The sequence below is a fragment of the Amycolatopsis sp. NPDC039088 genome (assembly GCF_055598845.1).
In genome coordinates this window covers 72687-88852 of the sequence record NZ_JBVKAE010000012.1, presented here as the reverse complement: position 1 = coordinate 88852, position 16166 = coordinate 72687, and the positions used below count along the sequence as shown (strand labels likewise).

17 protein-coding genes are annotated in these 16166 nt (G+C 68.1%); 12 read left to right on the top strand and 5 right to left on the bottom strand.

Annotation, left to right across the window (positions count from 1 at the left end):
* The first annotated feature begins 334 nt into the window (after positions 1 to 334).
* On the top strand, positions 335 to 1462 hold the full coding sequence (locus tag ACZ7KI_RS17560; protein ID WP_470274158.1) for a tyrosine-type recombinase/integrase: 1128 nt from the start codon (positions 335 to 337) through the stop codon (positions 1460 to 1462).
* Here the strand turns inward: ACZ7KI_RS17560 and ACZ7KI_RS17555 are convergent.
* Positions 1453 to 1641: a hypothetical protein gene (locus tag ACZ7KI_RS17555; RefSeq protein WP_470274157.1), complete on the bottom strand. Its 189-nt coding sequence runs from the start codon at positions 1639 to 1641 to the stop codon at positions 1453 to 1455. The two genes, ACZ7KI_RS17560 and ACZ7KI_RS17555, sit on opposite strands and share 10 nt — an antisense overlap.
* 25 nt (positions 1642 to 1666) lie before the next feature.
* Between ACZ7KI_RS17555 and ACZ7KI_RS17550 the strand changes: the two genes are divergently transcribed.
* Positions 1667 to 2179, top strand: coding sequence for a CGNR zinc finger domain-containing protein (locus ACZ7KI_RS17550; protein WP_470274156.1), 513 nt, complete (start codon positions 1667 to 1669; stop codon positions 2177 to 2179).
* A gap of 6 nt (positions 2180 to 2185) precedes the next feature.
* Here ACZ7KI_RS17550 and ACZ7KI_RS17545 read toward each other — a convergent pair whose 3' ends face one another.
* The gene (locus ACZ7KI_RS17545; RefSeq protein WP_470274155.1) at positions 2186 to 3406 is read right to left on the bottom strand and encodes a hypothetical protein; all 1221 of its coding nucleotides are present in this window, start codon (positions 3404 to 3406) and stop codon (positions 2186 to 2188) included.
* Positions 3407 to 3558: 152 nt separating this feature from the next.
* Between ACZ7KI_RS17545 and ACZ7KI_RS17540 the strand changes: the two genes are divergently transcribed.
* Together ACZ7KI_RS17540 and ACZ7KI_RS17535 are read left to right on the top strand one after the other, a co-directional pair.
* Positions 3559 to 4314 carry an SDR family oxidoreductase gene (locus tag ACZ7KI_RS17540; RefSeq protein ID WP_470274154.1) on the top strand — a complete coding sequence of 252 codons (756 nt, stop codon included), beginning with the start codon at positions 3559 to 3561 and terminating at the stop codon, positions 4312 to 4314.
* Positions 4315 to 4376: 62 nt separating this feature from the next.
* A complete protein-coding gene (locus ACZ7KI_RS17535) occupies positions 4377 to 5252 on the top strand; it encodes a LysR substrate-binding domain-containing protein (RefSeq protein ID WP_470274153.1) in 876 nt (291 codons plus the stop codon).
* On the opposite strand, the gene ACZ7KI_RS17530 is transcribed toward ACZ7KI_RS17535, so the two are convergent.
* Positions 5249 to 5713, bottom strand: a complete 465-nt coding sequence (locus ACZ7KI_RS17530) for a MarR family winged helix-turn-helix transcriptional regulator (protein WP_470274152.1) — start codon at positions 5711 to 5713, stop codon at positions 5249 to 5251. The genes ACZ7KI_RS17535 and ACZ7KI_RS17530 overlap by 4 nt on opposite strands.
* Before the next feature lie 113 nt (positions 5714 to 5826).
* On the opposite strand from ACZ7KI_RS17530, the gene ACZ7KI_RS17525 reads away from it, so the two are divergent.
* Entirely contained in the window at positions 5827 to 6903 is a 1077-nt protein-coding gene (locus tag ACZ7KI_RS17525) for an epoxide hydrolase family protein (protein WP_470274151.1), read from the top strand.
* Between the two features lie 326 nt (positions 6904 to 7229).
* Here the strand turns inward: ACZ7KI_RS17525 and ACZ7KI_RS17520 are convergent, their stop codons facing one another.
* The gene (locus ACZ7KI_RS17520; protein WP_470274150.1) at positions 7230 to 7937 is read right to left on the bottom strand and encodes a GntR family transcriptional regulator; all 708 of its coding nucleotides are present in this window, start codon (positions 7935 to 7937) and stop codon (positions 7230 to 7232) included.
* A gap of 126 nt (positions 7938 to 8063) precedes the next feature.
* On the opposite strand from ACZ7KI_RS17520, the gene ACZ7KI_RS17515 reads away from it, so the two are divergent.
* The 7 genes from ACZ7KI_RS17515 to ACZ7KI_RS17485 are packed head-to-tail and all read left to right on the top strand — an operon-like array spanning position 8064 to position 14366.
* Complete coding sequence (locus ACZ7KI_RS17515; RefSeq protein WP_470274149.1) at positions 8064 to 9044, top strand: phosphoglycerate dehydrogenase; 981 nt, start codon at positions 8064 to 8066, stop codon at positions 9042 to 9044.
* Positions 9041 to 9838, top strand: a complete 798-nt coding sequence (locus ACZ7KI_RS17510; protein WP_470274148.1) for a hydroxypyruvate isomerase family protein — start codon at positions 9041 to 9043, stop codon at positions 9836 to 9838. Before ACZ7KI_RS17515 ends, ACZ7KI_RS17510 begins: the two co-directional genes overlap by 4 nt.
* Positions 9835 to 10443: a hypothetical protein gene (locus ACZ7KI_RS17505; RefSeq protein WP_470274147.1), complete on the top strand. Its 609-nt coding sequence runs from the start codon at positions 9835 to 9837 to the stop codon at positions 10441 to 10443. The genes ACZ7KI_RS17510 and ACZ7KI_RS17505 overlap by 4 nt, the downstream gene beginning before the upstream one ends.
* Positions 10440 to 11681 carry a 3-oxo-tetronate kinase gene (otnK, locus tag ACZ7KI_RS17500; RefSeq protein ID WP_470274146.1) on the top strand — a complete coding sequence of 414 codons (1242 nt, stop codon included), beginning with the start codon at positions 10440 to 10442 and terminating at the stop codon, positions 11679 to 11681. Before ACZ7KI_RS17505 ends, otnK begins: the two co-directional genes overlap by 4 nt.
* Complete coding sequence (otnC, locus tag ACZ7KI_RS17495) at positions 11678 to 12310, top strand: 3-oxo-tetronate 4-phosphate decarboxylase (protein ID WP_470274145.1); 633 nt, start codon at positions 11678 to 11680, stop codon at positions 12308 to 12310. Before otnK ends, otnC begins: the two co-directional genes overlap by 4 nt.
* A gap of 11 nt (positions 12311 to 12321) precedes the next feature.
* Entirely contained in the window at positions 12322 to 13020 is a 699-nt protein-coding gene (locus tag ACZ7KI_RS17490) for a molybdate ABC transporter substrate-binding protein (protein WP_470274144.1), read from the top strand.
* Positions 13017 to 14366: an SLC13 family permease gene (locus tag ACZ7KI_RS17485; RefSeq protein ID WP_470274143.1), complete on the top strand. Its 1350-nt coding sequence runs from the start codon at positions 13017 to 13019 to the stop codon at positions 14364 to 14366. Before ACZ7KI_RS17490 ends, ACZ7KI_RS17485 begins: the two co-directional genes overlap by 4 nt.
* On the opposite strand, the gene ACZ7KI_RS17480 is transcribed toward ACZ7KI_RS17485, so the two are convergent.
* Positions 14297 to 15718, bottom strand: a complete 1422-nt coding sequence (locus tag ACZ7KI_RS17480; RefSeq protein ID WP_470274142.1) for a glycosyltransferase 87 family protein — start codon at positions 15716 to 15718, stop codon at positions 14297 to 14299. The genes ACZ7KI_RS17485 and ACZ7KI_RS17480 overlap by 70 nt on opposite strands.
* Positions 15719 to 16166 lie beyond the last annotated feature (448 nt).

The following is a 16166-nucleotide window of genomic DNA, read 5'->3' as shown; positions in this document are numbered from 1 at the left end:
CGGCGAATCGGAGTTCCAGTGGGGCCAGAATCGGCCCCATCACCGGATTCTCTTTCCGTAACTCGATTTTCGCGGGCGGTAATTCACTCCAGCATTCCAGTACCCGCGCTGTTGCCTGGTTCACGAAACGTGAACCGACACACGCGGCCGCCCCGAAACCATAGGGAAGAAACGAACGGCCTTCATTGAGCTTCCCTCAATCCCCAGTAGTCATCAACGTGACGAGCAGAAAAATATGGGGCCGATTACGATCTTGTGAATAGCGGAAACAAACCGGTTCCGGACGACCGGCTTCTCCATCGCGGGAGACCGCGGTGCGTATAGGATGATCACGATGTCCGCCGAACTCGTGCCCGCCACTCCGCACCCGCCGGAGCCCCGGCTACCGGAAACCAGGGCCGAGAACCGGCGACAGGTCCTCGCCGAAGCCGTCGCGCTGCTGCCCGCACTCCCCCCGGCCGATCCACTGGACCGGTACGCGATCCGGCACATCACCGCGCTCTGGCTCGAGACCGACAAGACCGACCACACCCGCCGCGCCTACTACGCCGACCTCGCCGCCTGGCTCGGCTGGTGCGCCCGCACCGGACTCGACCCGCTCCAGGCCCGCCGTGCCGACGTCGACGCCTGGAAGAACACCCTCACCGTCACCGGCAGGGACGGCCTGCCAAGGCCCGCGGCCGACTCCACCGTCGCGCGCACCCTCGCCGGCATCTCCAGCTGGTACCGGTACCTGCAGTCCAACGACGTCGCCGACCGCAACCCGGTCTCCGCGGTCAACCGGCCCAAGACCGGCAAAACCCCGCCGCTGCCCGCGCTCGACGGGGAATCGACGGCGAAACTGCTGAACCACATGGAGAACCGGGCCCGTGCCAACGACACCGAACCGTCCTGGCGCGACGCCGCCGTCGTCGCGATCCTGTTCTACACCGGCCTGCGCGTCTCCGGCCTGACCACCGCCACCGTGCGCGACCTCGACACCGACGCCGGACACACGATCCTGCGCTACACCGCCAAAGGCGGCCACCGCGACTTCGTCCCGCTCGTCCCCGCCGCCCAGCACCCGCTGCGCCGCTACCTCGAACTGCGCGCCGCCCGCGCCGGCGTCCGGCCCGACGAGCTGACCGGTCCGCTGCTCGCCACCATGCCCCACCGCTACGACAGCACCAAACCCGGCGGAAAGCCGCTGGCACAACGCGACGTCTGGTTCCTCCTGCGGACACAGGCCCGTGCCGCCGGACTCGACGCCGCGAACACCATCTCCCCGCACACCGCCCGGCGGACCACCGGAACCCTGCTGCTGGCCAACGACGTCCCGGTCCAGAAAGTCCAGGACCTGCTGGGCCACGCCGACATCCGCACCACCCGCGACCGCTACGACGCGCACCGGCACAAGCTGGAAACCTCTCCCGTGCACGCGCTCGCGCAACTGCTCGCCGACGCACGCCACCGTCAGAACTGAGCCTGCCCCAGCTGGGATTTCGTCGCCCCGATCACGACGCCGTCGACCCGCGCGAGCCAGCTCCCGCACAGGCACCGCACGTACTCGAGCGTTCCCTGGGAGACCCGCTGGGAATGGGCCGTACTTCCGGGCAGTTCGGCCAGCGGCCACCCACACCGCGGGCACTTGTTCGATTCCATACCCCGATCGTGCTGTAATGAGTTAATGCACTTCAACCCTTACGGCGGGGCGGCGGCTCAGATCGCCGCCGAGCTGGTCAACCTCGGCGACGCCGCCGGCCCGGCCGAACTGACCGCGATCTTCAAGGACCGCATGACCGTCGCCGCCGTCCTCGAACACGAAGCGAACGAGATCGTCTCCTGGACCACACGACTCCGACAGGTCTTCGAAGCGGACCCGACGGCACGCGTCGACCTGGTCAACGCACTGCTCCGCGACTCCGCGTCCAAGCCCTACATCTCCACCCACGACGGCAAGGCACCCCACCTGCACTACGTCGACGCGCACGCCGGCACTGTCTCCCGGGTCCGCGCCTACACCGCGGGCGGACTCGCCCACCTCGTCTGCGACGCCCCGGACCGCTTCGGCGTCTGCTCCCGCGAAGACTGCGACACCGTCTACGTCGACATCTCCCGCAACGGACGCCGCCGGTTCTGCTCCACCCGCTGCGCCACCAGGGTCCACGTCGCCGACCACCGGACCCGCCAGGCGAGCTAGATCGCCCTAGATCGCGTACCGCCACGCCGTCAGCGCATGCGCCGAGAACCACGCCCCCAGCACCACCCACGCGACCGCGGCCGCCACCGCCGTCCCCGTCCGCCGCTTCGACAACCCCACCGCGATCGGGACCAGCACCGGGAACGCCGGCAGGATGAACCGGATCTTCGCGTCCGGCAGCCCCCGCGTACCGATCGCCAGCAACAGCACACCGAGACCATAGAGCGTCAACGGCCACGGCACCCGCGTGCACACCGCCACCACCACCAGCGCCAGCGCGCCCAGCAGGAACAACACCGTCAGCGTGCTGAACACCGACTCGTCCGCGGTCAACCGCGCCAGCGCCGACTCCCAGGTCTCCACCCCGAAATCGAACTCCGTGTTCCAGCCCCGCAACTCGATGTCCTGCCAGCCCGTCCAGCTCCCTGTCCGGTACGCGACGAACCCCAGGTACCCCGCCACCCCCAACGGCGCGACCACCGCACCCAGCAGCGCGGGCAACCGCTCCTCGGACCGCCGGAACGCCGCGACCAACGCCGCGACGACCACCACCGCGACCAGCACCACCGCCGTCGACCTCGACAACCCGGCCCCGAACGCGCACAACCCGGCCAGCACCCAGCGCCGTTCCAGCACCCCCACCAGCGCCCACACCGCGAACGCGCAGAACACCGCCTCCGTGTAAGCCATCGAGAACACGATCGCCATCGGCGCCCCGGCCCACAACGCCACCAACAGCAGCCCCGTCCGGTCACCCCGATCCGCCGACACCGCCCGCCCGATCCGGATCAACCCGCACGCCAGCACCAGCCCCGCCAGCACCGACACCGTCAGCGCCGCGGTGACGACGTCCACGCCGAGCCACATCACCGCCTCGACGAACTTCGGATACAGCGGGAAGAACGCCATCGGCGCGTCCGAATACGGCTGCCGCGCCGCGTCCAACGTCCCCGGCAGATCGGCGTACCCGTGCACCGCCAGCCGCAGATACCACTGCCCGTCCCACGCCGTCAGCCGATCCGACAGCGTCATCCCCCGCCGAGCCGCCAACAGGTCGAGCAACTGGACACTGGCCGTACGGATGACGAGATACAGCACGATCGCCCTCGGATACGGCGACCACGCCAGCCGATCGAGCACTCTCTCGACCACACGCGCCGGACGCCCGGACGCGGGCACCACAGGGGCATCGGCGAGCTGATCAAGATCATCGACTTCTCGGAGCACGGCAACGAGTGTCCACAATTCGGTGTGATTCCGCCGTTCGATCTTGGATATTCGTCCGCCGAAACAGGTGGGAAAGGCCACAACCCGGGCTTGTGACCCCACCCGGATCTTGTGTTTCCCAGCACCCGCTCCCCGCTCCTACGGTCGGAACCATGACCGAACAGAACCTGAACGGAACAGTCGCGATCATCGCCGGCGGCGCCAAGAACCTCGGCGGACTCCTGTCCACCACCCTCGGCGAAGCCGGCGCCAAGATCGTCGTCCACTACCACGGAGACCCCTCCGCGGCCGACGCCGAAAAGACCGTCGAGGCCGTCCGCGGCACCGGCTCCGCAGCCATCGCCGTCCAGGGCGACCTCACCCGGATCGCCGACGTCCACCGCCTCTTCGACACCGCCGTCGACACCTTCGGCCGCGCCGACATCGCCGTCAACACCACCGGCATGGTCCTGCGCAAGCCCATCCTCGAAACCACCGAAGAGGACTACGACCGCATGTTCGCGATCAACGCGAAAGCGGCCTACTTCTTCATCCAGGAAGCCGGACGACGCCTGTCCGACAACGGCAAGATCATCAGCCTCGGCACCTCCCTGCTCGCCGCCTTCACCGACGGCTACTCCACCTACGCCGGCGGCAAGGCACCACTGGAGCACTTCACCAGGGCCGCCGCCAAGGAGTTCGCCGACCGCGGCATCTCCGTCAACGTCGTCGCACCCGGCCCGATGGACACCCCGTTCTTCTACCCCCAGGAAACTCCCGAACGGGTCGAATTCCACAAGTCACAGGCCATGGGCGGACGGCTCACCCACATCGAGGACATCGTGCCGATCATCCGGTTCCTCGTTACCGAAGGCTCCTGGTTCACCGGCCAGACGATGTTCCCGAACGGCGGCTACACCACGCGCTGACCACGCGCCCGCCCATACGCTGGTCATGACGCCACGAACCGGACACGAAGGGGAACCCCGAGGTGGGCCTGGACCTGTACAAGCTGAACCACCTCATCGCCGTCGCCGAAGAAGGCAGCTTCACCCGCGCGGCGACCAGACTGCACCTGAGCCAGCAGGCGCTGTCGACCTCGGTGCGCACGCTCGAGCGGGAAGTCGGCGTACCCCTGCTCGAGCGCGGCGCCACCGGGGTCACCGTCCTCCCCGCCGGACAGGCACTCATCGCCGACGCCCGCCTCCTGCACGGCATCGCCGACACCGCCGTCCAACGCGCCCGCCGCATCGGCCGCGGCGAAGCCGAACGACTCCGCGTCGGCCACACCCCCGCCGTCACCGGCGACGAGCTCACCGCCCTGCTGCGCAACCACCAACCCGACCCCGACCTCGTCATCGACGTCCACCAGCGCTACCCCGACGAACTCACCGCACAACTGCTCGACGGACAACTCGACCTCGGCCTCGGCCGGGCACTCACCCCGGCGCATGGCCTCGTCGGCACCACCCTGATCCGGCAACGGCTCAACATCGCCGTCGCCTCCCGACATCGGCTCGCCGAACGCGACGAAGTCCGGCTGAGCGACCTCGACGGCGAGGAGATCACCGTCTGGGGACGGCCCGGCCGCTCCGGATACACCGACCTGCTCGTCAACCTCTGCCGTAACGCGGGATTCGAACCTCGCGTCCACCGCAACCCCATCCAAGGCACGCCCCCGGTCACCGCCGTGCTCGACACCGATGGCGTCGCCTTCGTGACCGCCTCCCCCGGTCCGGCCGCGGGCGGGGCGGTCCAGGTCAAGGAGCTACAGCCGCCGGTGCACGTACCCCTTCAAGCCCTGTGGCCCCAGTACAGCACTTCCGACGCCCGTCAAGCCTTTCTCGCGGCCGTTCAAGGCTTCTAGGGGTAAGAAGACTGCCGGTCGTGGTGGTCCAGCAGCTTCGACAGCAGCTCGGTGAACCGCTCTCGTTCCTCGACTGACAGCGGAGCCAGCAGTTCCTCCTGACGTTCGGCGAGCTGCTTCTCCAGCCGCCGCAGCTGCCGCTTGCCCGCCGTGGTCAGCGAGACGACGTTGCGCCGCCGATCGTCGGGGTCCGGGGCGCGCTCGACCAGTTCGTGTTCGGCGAGCTCGTTGATCGTCGCGACCATCTCACTGACGTGGATACCGCTACGGCGGCCCAGTGTGGCCTGGCTGGCCGGACCGAACTCCTCCAACGTCGCCAGCACGCGGTAGTGATAGCCCCGCGCGTGGACGGCGGAGAACCCCTCGGTCACCAGGCGATGCGCGTGGTTCGCGGTCTGCGTGAGCAGCCAGCTGGGCAGCCTCTGCCACTTGGCGTGCGTCTCTTCCGAAGGGTGCTCCATGTGACGAGTCTAACGAATCGTTGGGTGACCGAACGATCGGAGTATCGTTGGGTCACCAAACGTTAGGCGCCTGAACATTCGAGCGCCGAATGAAACCCTCCGGAGCCGAGACCATGATCAAGCCCTTCCGCGTCGCCATCCCCCAAGCCGACCTCGACGATCTCCACGACAGGCTCTCCCGCACCCGCTGGCCCAACGAGGTCGCCGACGCCGGCTGGGACTACGGCTTCCCACTGGCACGTCTCAAGGAACTGGCCGAGTACTGGCACACCGACTACGACTGGCGCGCCCATGAAGCCGCACTCAACGACCTTCCACACTTCACGACCGAGATCGAAGGCCAGAACATCCACTTCATCCACGTCCGGTCGGCGAACCCGGACGCGCTCGCGCTGATCCTCACGCACGGCTGGCCGGGGTCGTTCCTGGAGTTCCTCGACGTCATCGGGCCACTGTCGCGAGACTTCCATCTCGTAATCCCGTCCATTCCCGGCTACGGCTTCTCCGGACCGACCCACGAACGCGGCTGGCACATCGTCCGGATCGCACGGGCCTGGGCCGAACTGATGCGCAGACTCGGGTACGACCGCTACGGCGCACAAGGCGGCGACTTCGGCTCGGGCATCTCGACGGCACTCGGCGCGATGGAACCCGAACGGGTCATCGGGGTGCACGTCAACTACCTGCCTACCCGGCCGGATCCCGACGTCGAACTGTCCGAAGAGGACGAGGCCAGATTGGACAAGGTCCGGCGACTGATGGCGAACCGCCCGCCGTACCAGGCTTTACAGGCTGCCACCCCGCAGACCATCGGCTACGCGCTGACCGACTCGCCGGTCGGCCAGCTGGCCTGGATCGCCGAACGCTTCGCACAGTGGACGGACCCTCGTTCACCGATCAGCGACGACCGGATGCTCACCGACATCTCGCTGTACTGGCTGACCGCCACCGCGGCTTCGTCGGCACGACTGCACCACGACGCCCCGAGGGGAACCGCACCATGCCCGGTACCACTCGGCGTGGCGGTGTTCCCGCATGACATCACGCAGTCGGTGCGGCCGCTGGCGGAGCGGCTGTACGACATCCGGCACTGGTCGGAGTTCGAGCGCGGTGGCCACTTCGCAGCGATGGAGGTGCCGGACCTGCTTGCCGAGGACATCCGGGAGTTCTTTCTCGCCCTCCTCAAGTAGCGGTGATGCTCTTGCCGGTCCGTGAAGGCCTCCTTCCCTACCTTCAAGGTCAGGGGCCCGGCAAAGTCGGGATCGTGCAGGTCGGAGGCCTCTTGGTCATGGCGCAGGCCGACGTCTATGAAGGAATTGGGACGTTGAGTGTCCCAATTCCTTCATAGACGCGGGGTCGTACCCGGTTGCGAAGCTTGATCAACAGAGGTTCAGGGGCATGGCCCTGAATCCGGCACACCCGGACCCCGCGGGCATCTCTGAGCTGATTTTTCCTACGAGACTTAGCAAATCTTGCAGCCAGTCCTGGGGTATAGGTCGTTATACGCTTAACAAGGTCAGCGAGCGGCCGGGAGTTCGGCCGCCTCGACTGACTTCCGGTCCTCCAGGACGCGCTGCTTCGCGTTCTCGATGTGCCTGCGCATACGAGCCGCCGCTTCGTCCGCCTCCCCTGCTGCCAAGGCTTCATAGACGGCGCGGTGCTCCTCCGCAGCCAGCCCGGGCGCTCCCCTGGCCGAGCCGAGCTTCGCGAAGAACCGGAACCTCTGCACCTGGCCGCCGAGTGACCGGTACGCCTTCTCCAGGAACGGGTTGTCCGCCCGGGCGGCGATGAGCAGGTGGAACCGTTCGTCGATCGTCCAGTACGCGCTGAAGACCTTCGTGTCCGGTGAGGTGGCCGCGCGCGCGAGGTCGTCGACGCTCTCCAAGACCTCTTCGAGGAACTCGGGCGTCGTCCGGCGCGCGGCTTCGTAGGCGAGTGCGGGTTCGAGAACGAGGCGGGCGTCCATCAGCTTGATCAGCTCGAACTCGGTGAGCAGCGGGGCGACCCGGTAGCCCTTGAGCGCCTCCCGGCGAACGAGCCCGGTGTGCTCCAGCCGTGCGAGCGCCTCCCGGAGCGGGGTCTGGCTGACGTCGAGTTCCCGTGAGAGCGCACCGATGTTGACGGGCTCGCCCGCCGACCACCGGCCGTCGGTGAACTGGCCGAGCAACACCTCGTACATCCGGTCGGCGAGCGGCTGCCGTCCCGACCTCCGCGGGGAAGCCATGTGTCCCTCCTTAGTCGCCTCACGATATCCCGCGTGCCAGGGAGCCTTGATCTTGGCTCGCTATACTATTGACATGAATCCTATAGTATTTGCATCAGGCTGCTTCGAACAGGAGAAACGAACCGGATGACCATGCGCGTACTCGTGACGACCTCGTATCTGAAGCCAGGCGGTGAAGTCGACAGGCTGCTCTCGGACGCGGGTTTCGACACCGTCTTCACCACCCCCGCGCAGCGCGAGGCCACCGGCACTTCCCTGGCCGACCTCGTTCGTGACGCCGACGGGATCGTCGCGGGCACCGACGCCTTCACCGCCGACGTCATCGAGACCGCGTCCAGGCTCAAGGTGTTCGGCCGCTGCGGTGTCGGCTACGACAACATCGATCTCGACGCCGCGACCCGGTGCGGCGTCGCCGTCACCTACACCCCTGGGGCCAACCGCCGGTCGGTCGCCGAGCACGTCCTGGCGCTCATGCTCAACTGCGCCCGCCTGATCCCCCAGAACATCGCGAGCGTCCAAGCGGGCCGCTGGGAGCAGCGCAGCGGACGGGAACTCGACGGCGCGGTACTCGGTCTGATCGGGCTGGGCTCCATCGGCAAGACCGTCGCGCGGCTCGCGCTGGCCCTCGGCATGCGGGTCGTCGCGCACGATCCGTACCCGGACCACGACTTCTTGGCGGAGACCGGCGTCGAGTCCCGCACTTTCGACGAGGTACTGGCGGAGGCCGATTTCCTCAGCCTGCACATCTTCCTCGACGACTCCACCCGTCACCTGATCGACGCGTCCGCGCTGCGGAAGCTCAAGCCGGGGGCTTTCCTGATCAACACCGCTCGCGGAGAGGTGGTCGACGAGGAGGCCCTCGCCGACGCGCTGGAGAACGGCGCGCTGGCAGGCGCTGCCCTGGACGTACTCGCGGAGGAGCCCTTGCCACTCGACAGCAGGCTGCGGCGGCTCGACAACGTCGTGGTCACCGCGCATATCGGGGCCGCGACGGAACAAGCGCGATCCCGCTCCAGCCTGATGGCCGCCCAGCAGGTGATCGACGCCCTGCACGGACGCACCCCGGCCAACCTCGTCAACCCAGGAACCCCAGGAAACCGCCGATGATTCTCCACAATGGACTCCGCCTGGACGCCAACCTCAAGTGGCTGTTCACGGAACTGCCCTTCGAACAGCGCTTCGACGCGGCAGCGGCGGCCGGCTTCACCGCCGTCGAGTACGCCTCGCCGTACCCCTATCCCGCCGCCACGCTCGTCCGGCGCCTCGCCGACGCGGGGCTGACCCAGATCCTCATCAACTCCCCCACCGGCGAGCCCGGCTCCCCCGAACGGCTCGGCTACGCGTGTCTGCCCGGCAGGGCGGCCGAGTTCCGCGCGGGCGTGGAACTCGGCCTGGAGTACGCCGTCGCACTGGGCAGCACCTTCCTGCATCTACCCGCCGGGATCCGGCCCGCGGACGTCTCCCGCGACCGCGCGTTCGCGCAGTACGTCGCGAACATCGCGTGGGCGGCGGAGCGGGCACGCGGAAGCGGCGTGAGGCTCCTGCTGGAGGCGCAGAACAAACAGGACGCGCCGGGCTTCGTCCTGGACGACCAGGCACACGCGGCGATGGTGGCCGACGCGATCGGCGAGGACCACGTGAGCCTGCTCTTCGACGTCTACCACGCCTCCATCGACGAGCAGGACGTCGTCACGGCACTGCGGGACCACCTGCCCCGGACCGCCCACATACAGCTCGCCGACTCACCCGGCCGGGCCGAACCCGGTACCGGCGACATCCCCTGGATCGGCGTCTTCGACACCCTCACCGCCGAGGGCTACGACGGCTGGATCGGGTGCGAATACCGGCCCGCCACCACCACCGAAGCGGGTCTGGACTGGATCAAGGAGCAGGCCCGATGAACCGTCGTATCGCGTTGATCAGTGCGACACCGGCCGCGATCCCACCCGCCGTCGACGCGCTGGCGACCGGGTTCCCGCAGGCCACGCCATGGAACATCCTCGACGACCGCCTGCTGGCCGACGTCGGCGACGACGGCCGCACCCCCGCCTTGGACGACCGGATGCGTCGCCTCATCGACTACGCGGTCAGCGGCGGCGCCGACGGCGTACTGCTCACGTGCTCGCTGTACGGCGAGGTCACGAAGCAGGTCGACGCGCCTGTCCCGACCCTGGCGCCGGACGAGGCCGCGTTCGACGACGCGCTTTCCAGCGGCCACGGCAAAATCCTCCTGGTCGCCTCGCTCGCCTCAGCGCTGAGCGACTCGACGGCGCGTTTCGAGCAAGCGGCACGCGAGAAGGGGATCGCCGTCGAGGTCGACGGCGTGCTCGCCCCCGGCAAGGTCGTCGAAACCTGCCAGGCGCGAGCCGGATCTTGGGATCTCGTTCTGCTCGCCCAATACTCCCTCGCCCCGGTCGCGGAAGAACTGTCGGCGGCTCTCGGCGTCCCGGTTGTATCCGGACCTCGCAGCGCAGCGGCGAGGTTGAAGGCGGTGATCGGAAGATGACCGGCGTGCTCGGCGCGATCGCCGACGACTTCACCGGCGCGACCGACGTCGCCGTCGCCTTCCGCCGCGGCGGCCTGCGCACCCTGTTGTTCTTTGGCGTCCCACCCGAAGCCGAAGCACTGCCACCACACGACGCCATCGTGATCGCACTCAAGAGCCGCGCGATCCCGGCCGCGGAAGCGGTCTCGTCGTCCGTGGAAGCCTTGCGATGGCTGCGAAACCGGGAAGCGGATCAGCTCTACTTCAAGTACTGCTCCACGTTCGACTCGACACCGCGCGGCAACATCGGCCCGGTTCTCGACGCACTCTCGCAGGCCTTGCCGCCCAGCGTCGTCGTGACGACGCCGAGTTCCCCGGAACACGGACGCACGCAGTACCAGGGTCACCTGTTCGTCGGCGACACCCTGCTGGCGGAATCACCCATGCGTGACCATCCCGCCACGCCGATGACGGACTCGAACCTGCCTCGGTTGCTGCGGGCGCAAACCTCCACGCCGGTCGCTCTCGTCACCCACGACGTCATCCGGCGCGGCGAAACCGTCGTGCGCGAGGCGATCGCCGACAAGAAGAGCGGCTACGTCCTCGTCGACGCCCTCACCGAAGACGACTTACGCCTGCTGGGACGGGTCGCGGCGGACTCACCTCTCGTCGCGGGCGCGGCGGGTCTCGCGGCCGGGCTCGCCGCCGCGCGAGCGTCCACCGATCCCCCGCCGAACGACACGAAGGCGCCGACCGGCCCGGCCGTGGTGCTCTCCGGCAGCTGCTCGGCGCGGACACTGGAACAGGTCGCCGTCATGAAACGGCTGGGCCGTCCTGTCCATCGGCTCGACCCGGTGGGGACACCGGATCCCGCCGCTCTCGCGGCGGATGCGCTGGCCTGGTACGACTCCCTGGCCGACACCGTCGGACCGTTGATCCACTCGTCGTCGAGTCCGGCGGAGCTCAAACGCACCCAACAAGAACTGGGTGTCGCCCGGTCGGCCGAGATACTCGAGAAGACGACCGGGCTCGTCGCCGTCGGCCTCGCCGAACGTGGTGTCCGCCGGCTCGTCGCCGCGGGCGGTGAGACCTCCGGCGCGATCGTCACCGCACTCGGCGTCCGCGGAGGCGTCATCGGGGTGGAAGCCGCGGCCGGAGTGCCGTGGATCCATCCCGTGGACGAGCGGCAGCCCGCCCTGTTGCTCAAATCCGGCAACTTCGGCGACCCGGACCTGCTCGCGACGGCGTCCGGCTCATGAGTACCGACCGGCTCCACCGCGAACGTGTCATCGCCGCGGCACGGTCCCTCTACGACCGCGGGCTCACCCACGGCCGCACGGGCAACATTTCCGTGCGCTACGGGGAGCAGCTCCTCGTCACACCGACCGGCGCCTGCCTGGGCACCGTGCGGCCTGGTGATCTGTCGGTCGTCGACGCCGACGGAAACCACCTCGCCGGACCACCGCCGTCGAAGGAAGCCTTCTTCCACGCGACCATGCTGCGACAGCGGCCGGCCGCGAACGCGGTCGTGCACACCCACTCGACGCATTCCGCCGCCGTCTCGTGCCTGGACGGCCTCGACCCCGGCGACGCGATCCCGCCGCTGACCGCGTACTTCGCAATGCGGGTCGGCCGGCTTCCCCTGCTCCCCTACCACCCGCCGGGAGACCCCGCGGTTGCCGAGCCGATCGCTCGCGCGGCCGTCGACCATCCGGCGCTGCTGCTCGCCAACCACGGCCCGGTGGTCGCCGGGACGAACCTCGACGCCGCACTGGACACCCTCGAAGAACTCGAGCACACCGCGGAGATCTTTCTGCTCCTGCGGGGTCATTCCACCCGTCCGCTGACCGATCGTCAGCGCGCCGCCCTCCACTCCCCACCCGCTTGAAGGGACTTCTCATGATCACCCTCTTCAGTGCCCTCTCCGTCAAGAAGGCACTCGACGACGTGCTGCTGCACGCGTTCTCGAAGAAGCACGCGGTCGACGTCGAGGTCACGTTCGACCCCACCACCATCCTGGTCGAGAGGATCGGCGAGGGCGCCAAGCCCGACGTCGTGATCGCGGTGTCCGGCGCCTTCACCGAACTGGCGGCCGCCGGCGCGGTCACCCCCGATTCCCGTGTCGTCCTGGCGAAAAGCGGCATCGGCCTCGCCACCGCACCGGAACTCGACAGCCCCGACATCAGCACGGTGGACGCCCTTCGCACGGCACTGGTCTCGGCGCGATCCGTCGCGTATTCGCGCAGCGGCGCGAGCGGTATCCACTTCGCCCGGCTGATCGAGGAACTGGGCATCGCCGACGAGGTCAACGCACGGGCCACCGTCGTGGACAAGGGCTTCACCGCGCTGGCCGTCACCGATGGCCGCGCCGACCTCGCCGTCCAGCAGATCAGCGAACTGAAGTTCGTCCCGCAGGCCCGGATCATCGGCCCGCTGCCCGACGGAGCCCAGCATTACAGCGAGCTCTCCGCCGCAATCGGCTGCTCGGCGCCGCCCGAAGCCGCGGACCTCCTGCGCTTCCTTTCCAGCCCGGAAGCGAAGGCCGCCTACCGCGACGCGGGCCTCGTCACCGACTGCTCACCCCAGGATCGCGGATGAACGCCATCCTGGCGCTGGTCGCGTTCATCGCCGCCATCGTCGTGTGGAACGCGGTCTTCAAACGCAACATCGGCGAAGCGATGGTGGTCGGCTTTCTCGTCACCGCCGCGTTCGCGGGCACCGACTTCTTCACCATCGTCTGGGATAGCCTGGTCGACGGGCTGAAATCCGAAATCACCTTCGCCGCGCTGGCGTTCGTCTTCGTCAGCGAGCTGCTCAGCAGGACCGGACTGGTACAGCGGATGGTCGACATCCTCAGTTCGTTCCTCGGCCGCCGCCGAGGTGGCTCCGCCTACGCCGCGACCGTCGCTTCGGGACTGTTCGGCGCGGTCGCCCACAACGGCGCCGCGATCGTGGCCACCGTCGGATCGATCACCATCCCCTGGATGAAACGGTCGAAGGCCAGCGGTGAGACCGCGGCGCTCGTGCTGTCCGGGAACGCCGGTGTCGGCGCCACTTTTCCCTTCAGCGGAGCGTTCTTCATCCTCCTGGCGGCGCCGACCGTAGTGCCGGTGCTCAGCGCGGGCGACATCGTCGCGACGATCTTCGTCACCGGCGCGTGGATGGTGGGCATGCGGCTGATCATGGCCTACGTCATCGTGAAACGCCGTGGCGTACAAGCGATGGAGCCGCAGGACATCCATCCGCTGCGCGCGTCGTTCAAGGTCGGCTGGCCGTCGCTGGTCGTCCTCGGCTCGATCGCGGTCCCGATCCTGCTCACCGCCCCGCCGACCGACGATCTCGTCTCGGCCCGGATCGGCACCGACGCCTCCGACGCGATCCCGCTGCTCATCTGGCTGCCGATCGTCATGCTGCTGGTCGGCTTGCTCGTCGAACGGAAGGCGCTGCCGAAGGGCCGGGCACAGTGGTGGGACCTGTTCGGCGCGGTCGGCCCCAAGCTCGGGCTGGTCGGGGTCACGATGATCTCCGCCTTCGCCGCGTCGAACGTGCTGAAGGCACTCGGCCTCGACGACCAGCTCAAGCCCTATCTGGAAGGACTCACCGGAGTCTCCCCGCTGGTGGCGGCCATCGTGGTCGGCGTCGTCATCGTCCTGGTCGCGGGACCACTCAACACGACGTCGACGGTCGCCGCCGTCGGCCCGGTGGCGTTCGCCGCGCTCACCGCCTCGGGCATCCCTCCGCACGTCGCCTTCGCCGCCATCCTCGTGTGGGCGTCGTCGGAGGGATGCTCCCCACCCGGCGCGGCACCGCTCTACGTCGCGGCGGGCATCGCCGAGATCAATCCGGTGCGGATCTTCGTCCCTGTCGTTCTCTACTACTTGTTGCCCACCCTGCTGTTCGGCGTGCTCATGGCCGTCGGCGTGCTGTGGCTGCCTGGAGCGTGATCCCCATGTACCGCATATTGCTGGCCGCGACCCGCGTCTGCCTGTTCCTGTTCCTTCTCGGCGGCTTCGCTGTCGTGGTGGGCCAGACGCTTGGCATCGTCATCGGCTCCGGGCCGATCGTGACGGCGTTCGGCACCGACGTCGCCGACAACATCTGCGTTGTCGCGGGAATCGCGGGCATCCTGGCGTTCCTTTTGTTTTACACGCGGGAAGGACGTGATCACGCGCCGAATGCCGACGAATAATGCACTTTCTCCCGGCGTGTATGGCGTTATACGCCGGGAGGACCGACCAGCCACTATGAGCGCCGCGACGAGCAGAACGATCAGATACGCGTTGCCGACGATCGCCTCCGCGAAATTCCAGTCGCGTTCGGCCCCACCCCCGCCCGGCACGACCGCGATCGTCCATCCGGCGAACAGGACGGCGACCACCAGCGCCACCCCGCGGTGTCCCCGGGCGGCGAGATAGCCGAGCGCGGGTACCACCCACACCCAGTGGTGTGTCCAGGAAATCGGGCTGAGCAGCAAAGCGCATCCGGCCGTGACCAGTAGTGCGGCGCGATCGTCGCCCGCGTGATGGAGGCGACGGACGAGCCACATCGCCAGCGCCGCGCAAACCACCCCGAACGTCACGATCGCCACCGTGACCACCCGCCCTTCCGGCAACGTCCGCGCGACAAACCCCTGCCACGACTGGTTCCCCACCCAGCCCTTCATCTCGGCGAAATGGTCGTTGAAGATCGCGGAGGTCCAGTAACGCACGGAATCCCCCGGCAGGACGACCACAGCGAACGCAGTCGCACCCAGGAACGCCGCGAACGCGCGTACCGCGTCACCGGTACGCCTGACCACCAGGAGATGGACGATGAAGATCAGCGGGATCAGTTTGACGGCCGCGACGATCCCGATCGCGATTCCGCGATAGCGCGACTCGCGCAGGGGAAGCATGTCGGTCACCACGACGGCCAGCAGAACGAGATTGACCTGGCCGAGGCCGATGGTCTGCCATACCGGCTGAACCGCGAACGCGCCGAGCAGCAGCACCGGAAGGTGTGCCCGGTCCGCGAACGGCCGCAGCGCGTAATAGAGGGAAGGTGCGGCGGCGAGCGCGAGCAGGCCCCAGCACAACTGGGGCGGTAGCACGGTCAGCGTAGTGAAGAGCAGCGCGGCGAACGGTGGATAGGTGAACGGCAGTTCCGGTGCCCAGTCCGGAAGACTGCGCAACGGTGAATAGAGGCTCTCCCCGTGGACAACGGCGAACCCGCCGGCTCGGTAGACCGCCGAATCGACGCCGAGTGGCCACCCCGAGATCCACCAGATGAACGCGACCGCGGCGAGCACGGTCGTCACGACGGCGACGATGATCAGCGTCGTCGTGACGCGTGGCCTTCTCGAGCGATGCATGGGGAAACGATCTCCGGAATTCGCCAGGTGGGCATCGCCCGGGGGAACCGTCTTGGCACCGCTACCCCGGTAGCCGACTTCGCCCGCACCCCTACCCCGGTATCAGGCGTGCCGCCTGGACCTGGGGGACTTCGATTCCGGAAAGTCCGGTCGTGGCGCAGCCGGCGCGAGCGGGCTCGCACGAGAGGCTCAGCCCAGCTCTTGACTGTCCATAAGGGACACTTTTCGAGACAAGAGTGCCCGATTTGGGGATCTTGCACGGTTTCACGAGGGGGTCGTGAGTGATGTGGGTCGTTCTATTTGAGGGGTAAGGCAAACATGGCGTGATCGCCTCGCTGATGTGAAGGTCCCCTTCCCTACCCTGAAGGTAGCGAAGGAGGCCTTCGCGGACTGG

Excerpts from the sequence above, each read along its gene's own strand:
- ACZ7KI_RS17560 (WP_470274158.1), top strand. The coding sequence starts at position 335 with ATGTCCGCCGAACTCGTGCCCGCCACTCCGCACCCGCCGGAGCCCCGG.
- ACZ7KI_RS17555 (WP_470274157.1), bottom strand. The coding sequence starts at position 1,641 with ATGGAATCGAACAAGTGCCCGCGGTGTGGGTGGCCGCTGGCCGAACTG.
- ACZ7KI_RS17550 (WP_470274156.1), top strand. The coding sequence starts at position 1,667 with ATGCACTTCAACCCTTACGGCGGGGCGGCGGCTCAGATCGCCGCCGAG.
- ACZ7KI_RS17540 (WP_470274154.1), top strand. The coding sequence starts at position 3,559 with ATGACCGAACAGAACCTGAACGGAACAGTCGCGATCATCGCCGGCGGC.
- ACZ7KI_RS17530 (WP_470274152.1), bottom strand. The coding sequence starts at position 5,713 with ATGGAGCACCCTTCGGAAGAGACGCACGCCAAGTGGCAGAGGCTGCCC.
- ACZ7KI_RS17525 (WP_470274151.1), top strand. The coding sequence starts at position 5,827 with ATGATCAAGCCCTTCCGCGTCGCCATCCCCCAAGCCGACCTCGACGAT.
- ACZ7KI_RS17520 (WP_470274150.1), bottom strand. The coding sequence starts at position 7,937 with ATGGCTTCCCCGCGGAGGTCGGGACGGCAGCCGCTCGCCGACCGGATG.
- ACZ7KI_RS17515 (WP_470274149.1), top strand. The coding sequence starts at position 8,064 with ATGACCATGCGCGTACTCGTGACGACCTCGTATCTGAAGCCAGGCGGT.
- ACZ7KI_RS17510 (WP_470274148.1), top strand. The coding sequence starts at position 9,041 with ATGATTCTCCACAATGGACTCCGCCTGGACGCCAACCTCAAGTGGCTG.
- ACZ7KI_RS17505 (WP_470274147.1), top strand. The coding sequence starts at position 9,835 with ATGAACCGTCGTATCGCGTTGATCAGTGCGACACCGGCCGCGATCCCA.
- otnK (WP_470274146.1), top strand. The coding sequence starts at position 10,440 with ATGACCGGCGTGCTCGGCGCGATCGCCGACGACTTCACCGGCGCGACC.
- otnC (WP_470274145.1), top strand. The coding sequence starts at position 11,678 with ATGAGTACCGACCGGCTCCACCGCGAACGTGTCATCGCCGCGGCACGG.
- ACZ7KI_RS17490 (WP_470274144.1), top strand. The coding sequence starts at position 12,322 with ATGATCACCCTCTTCAGTGCCCTCTCCGTCAAGAAGGCACTCGACGAC.
- ACZ7KI_RS17485 (WP_470274143.1), top strand. The coding sequence starts at position 13,017 with ATGAACGCCATCCTGGCGCTGGTCGCGTTCATCGCCGCCATCGTCGTG.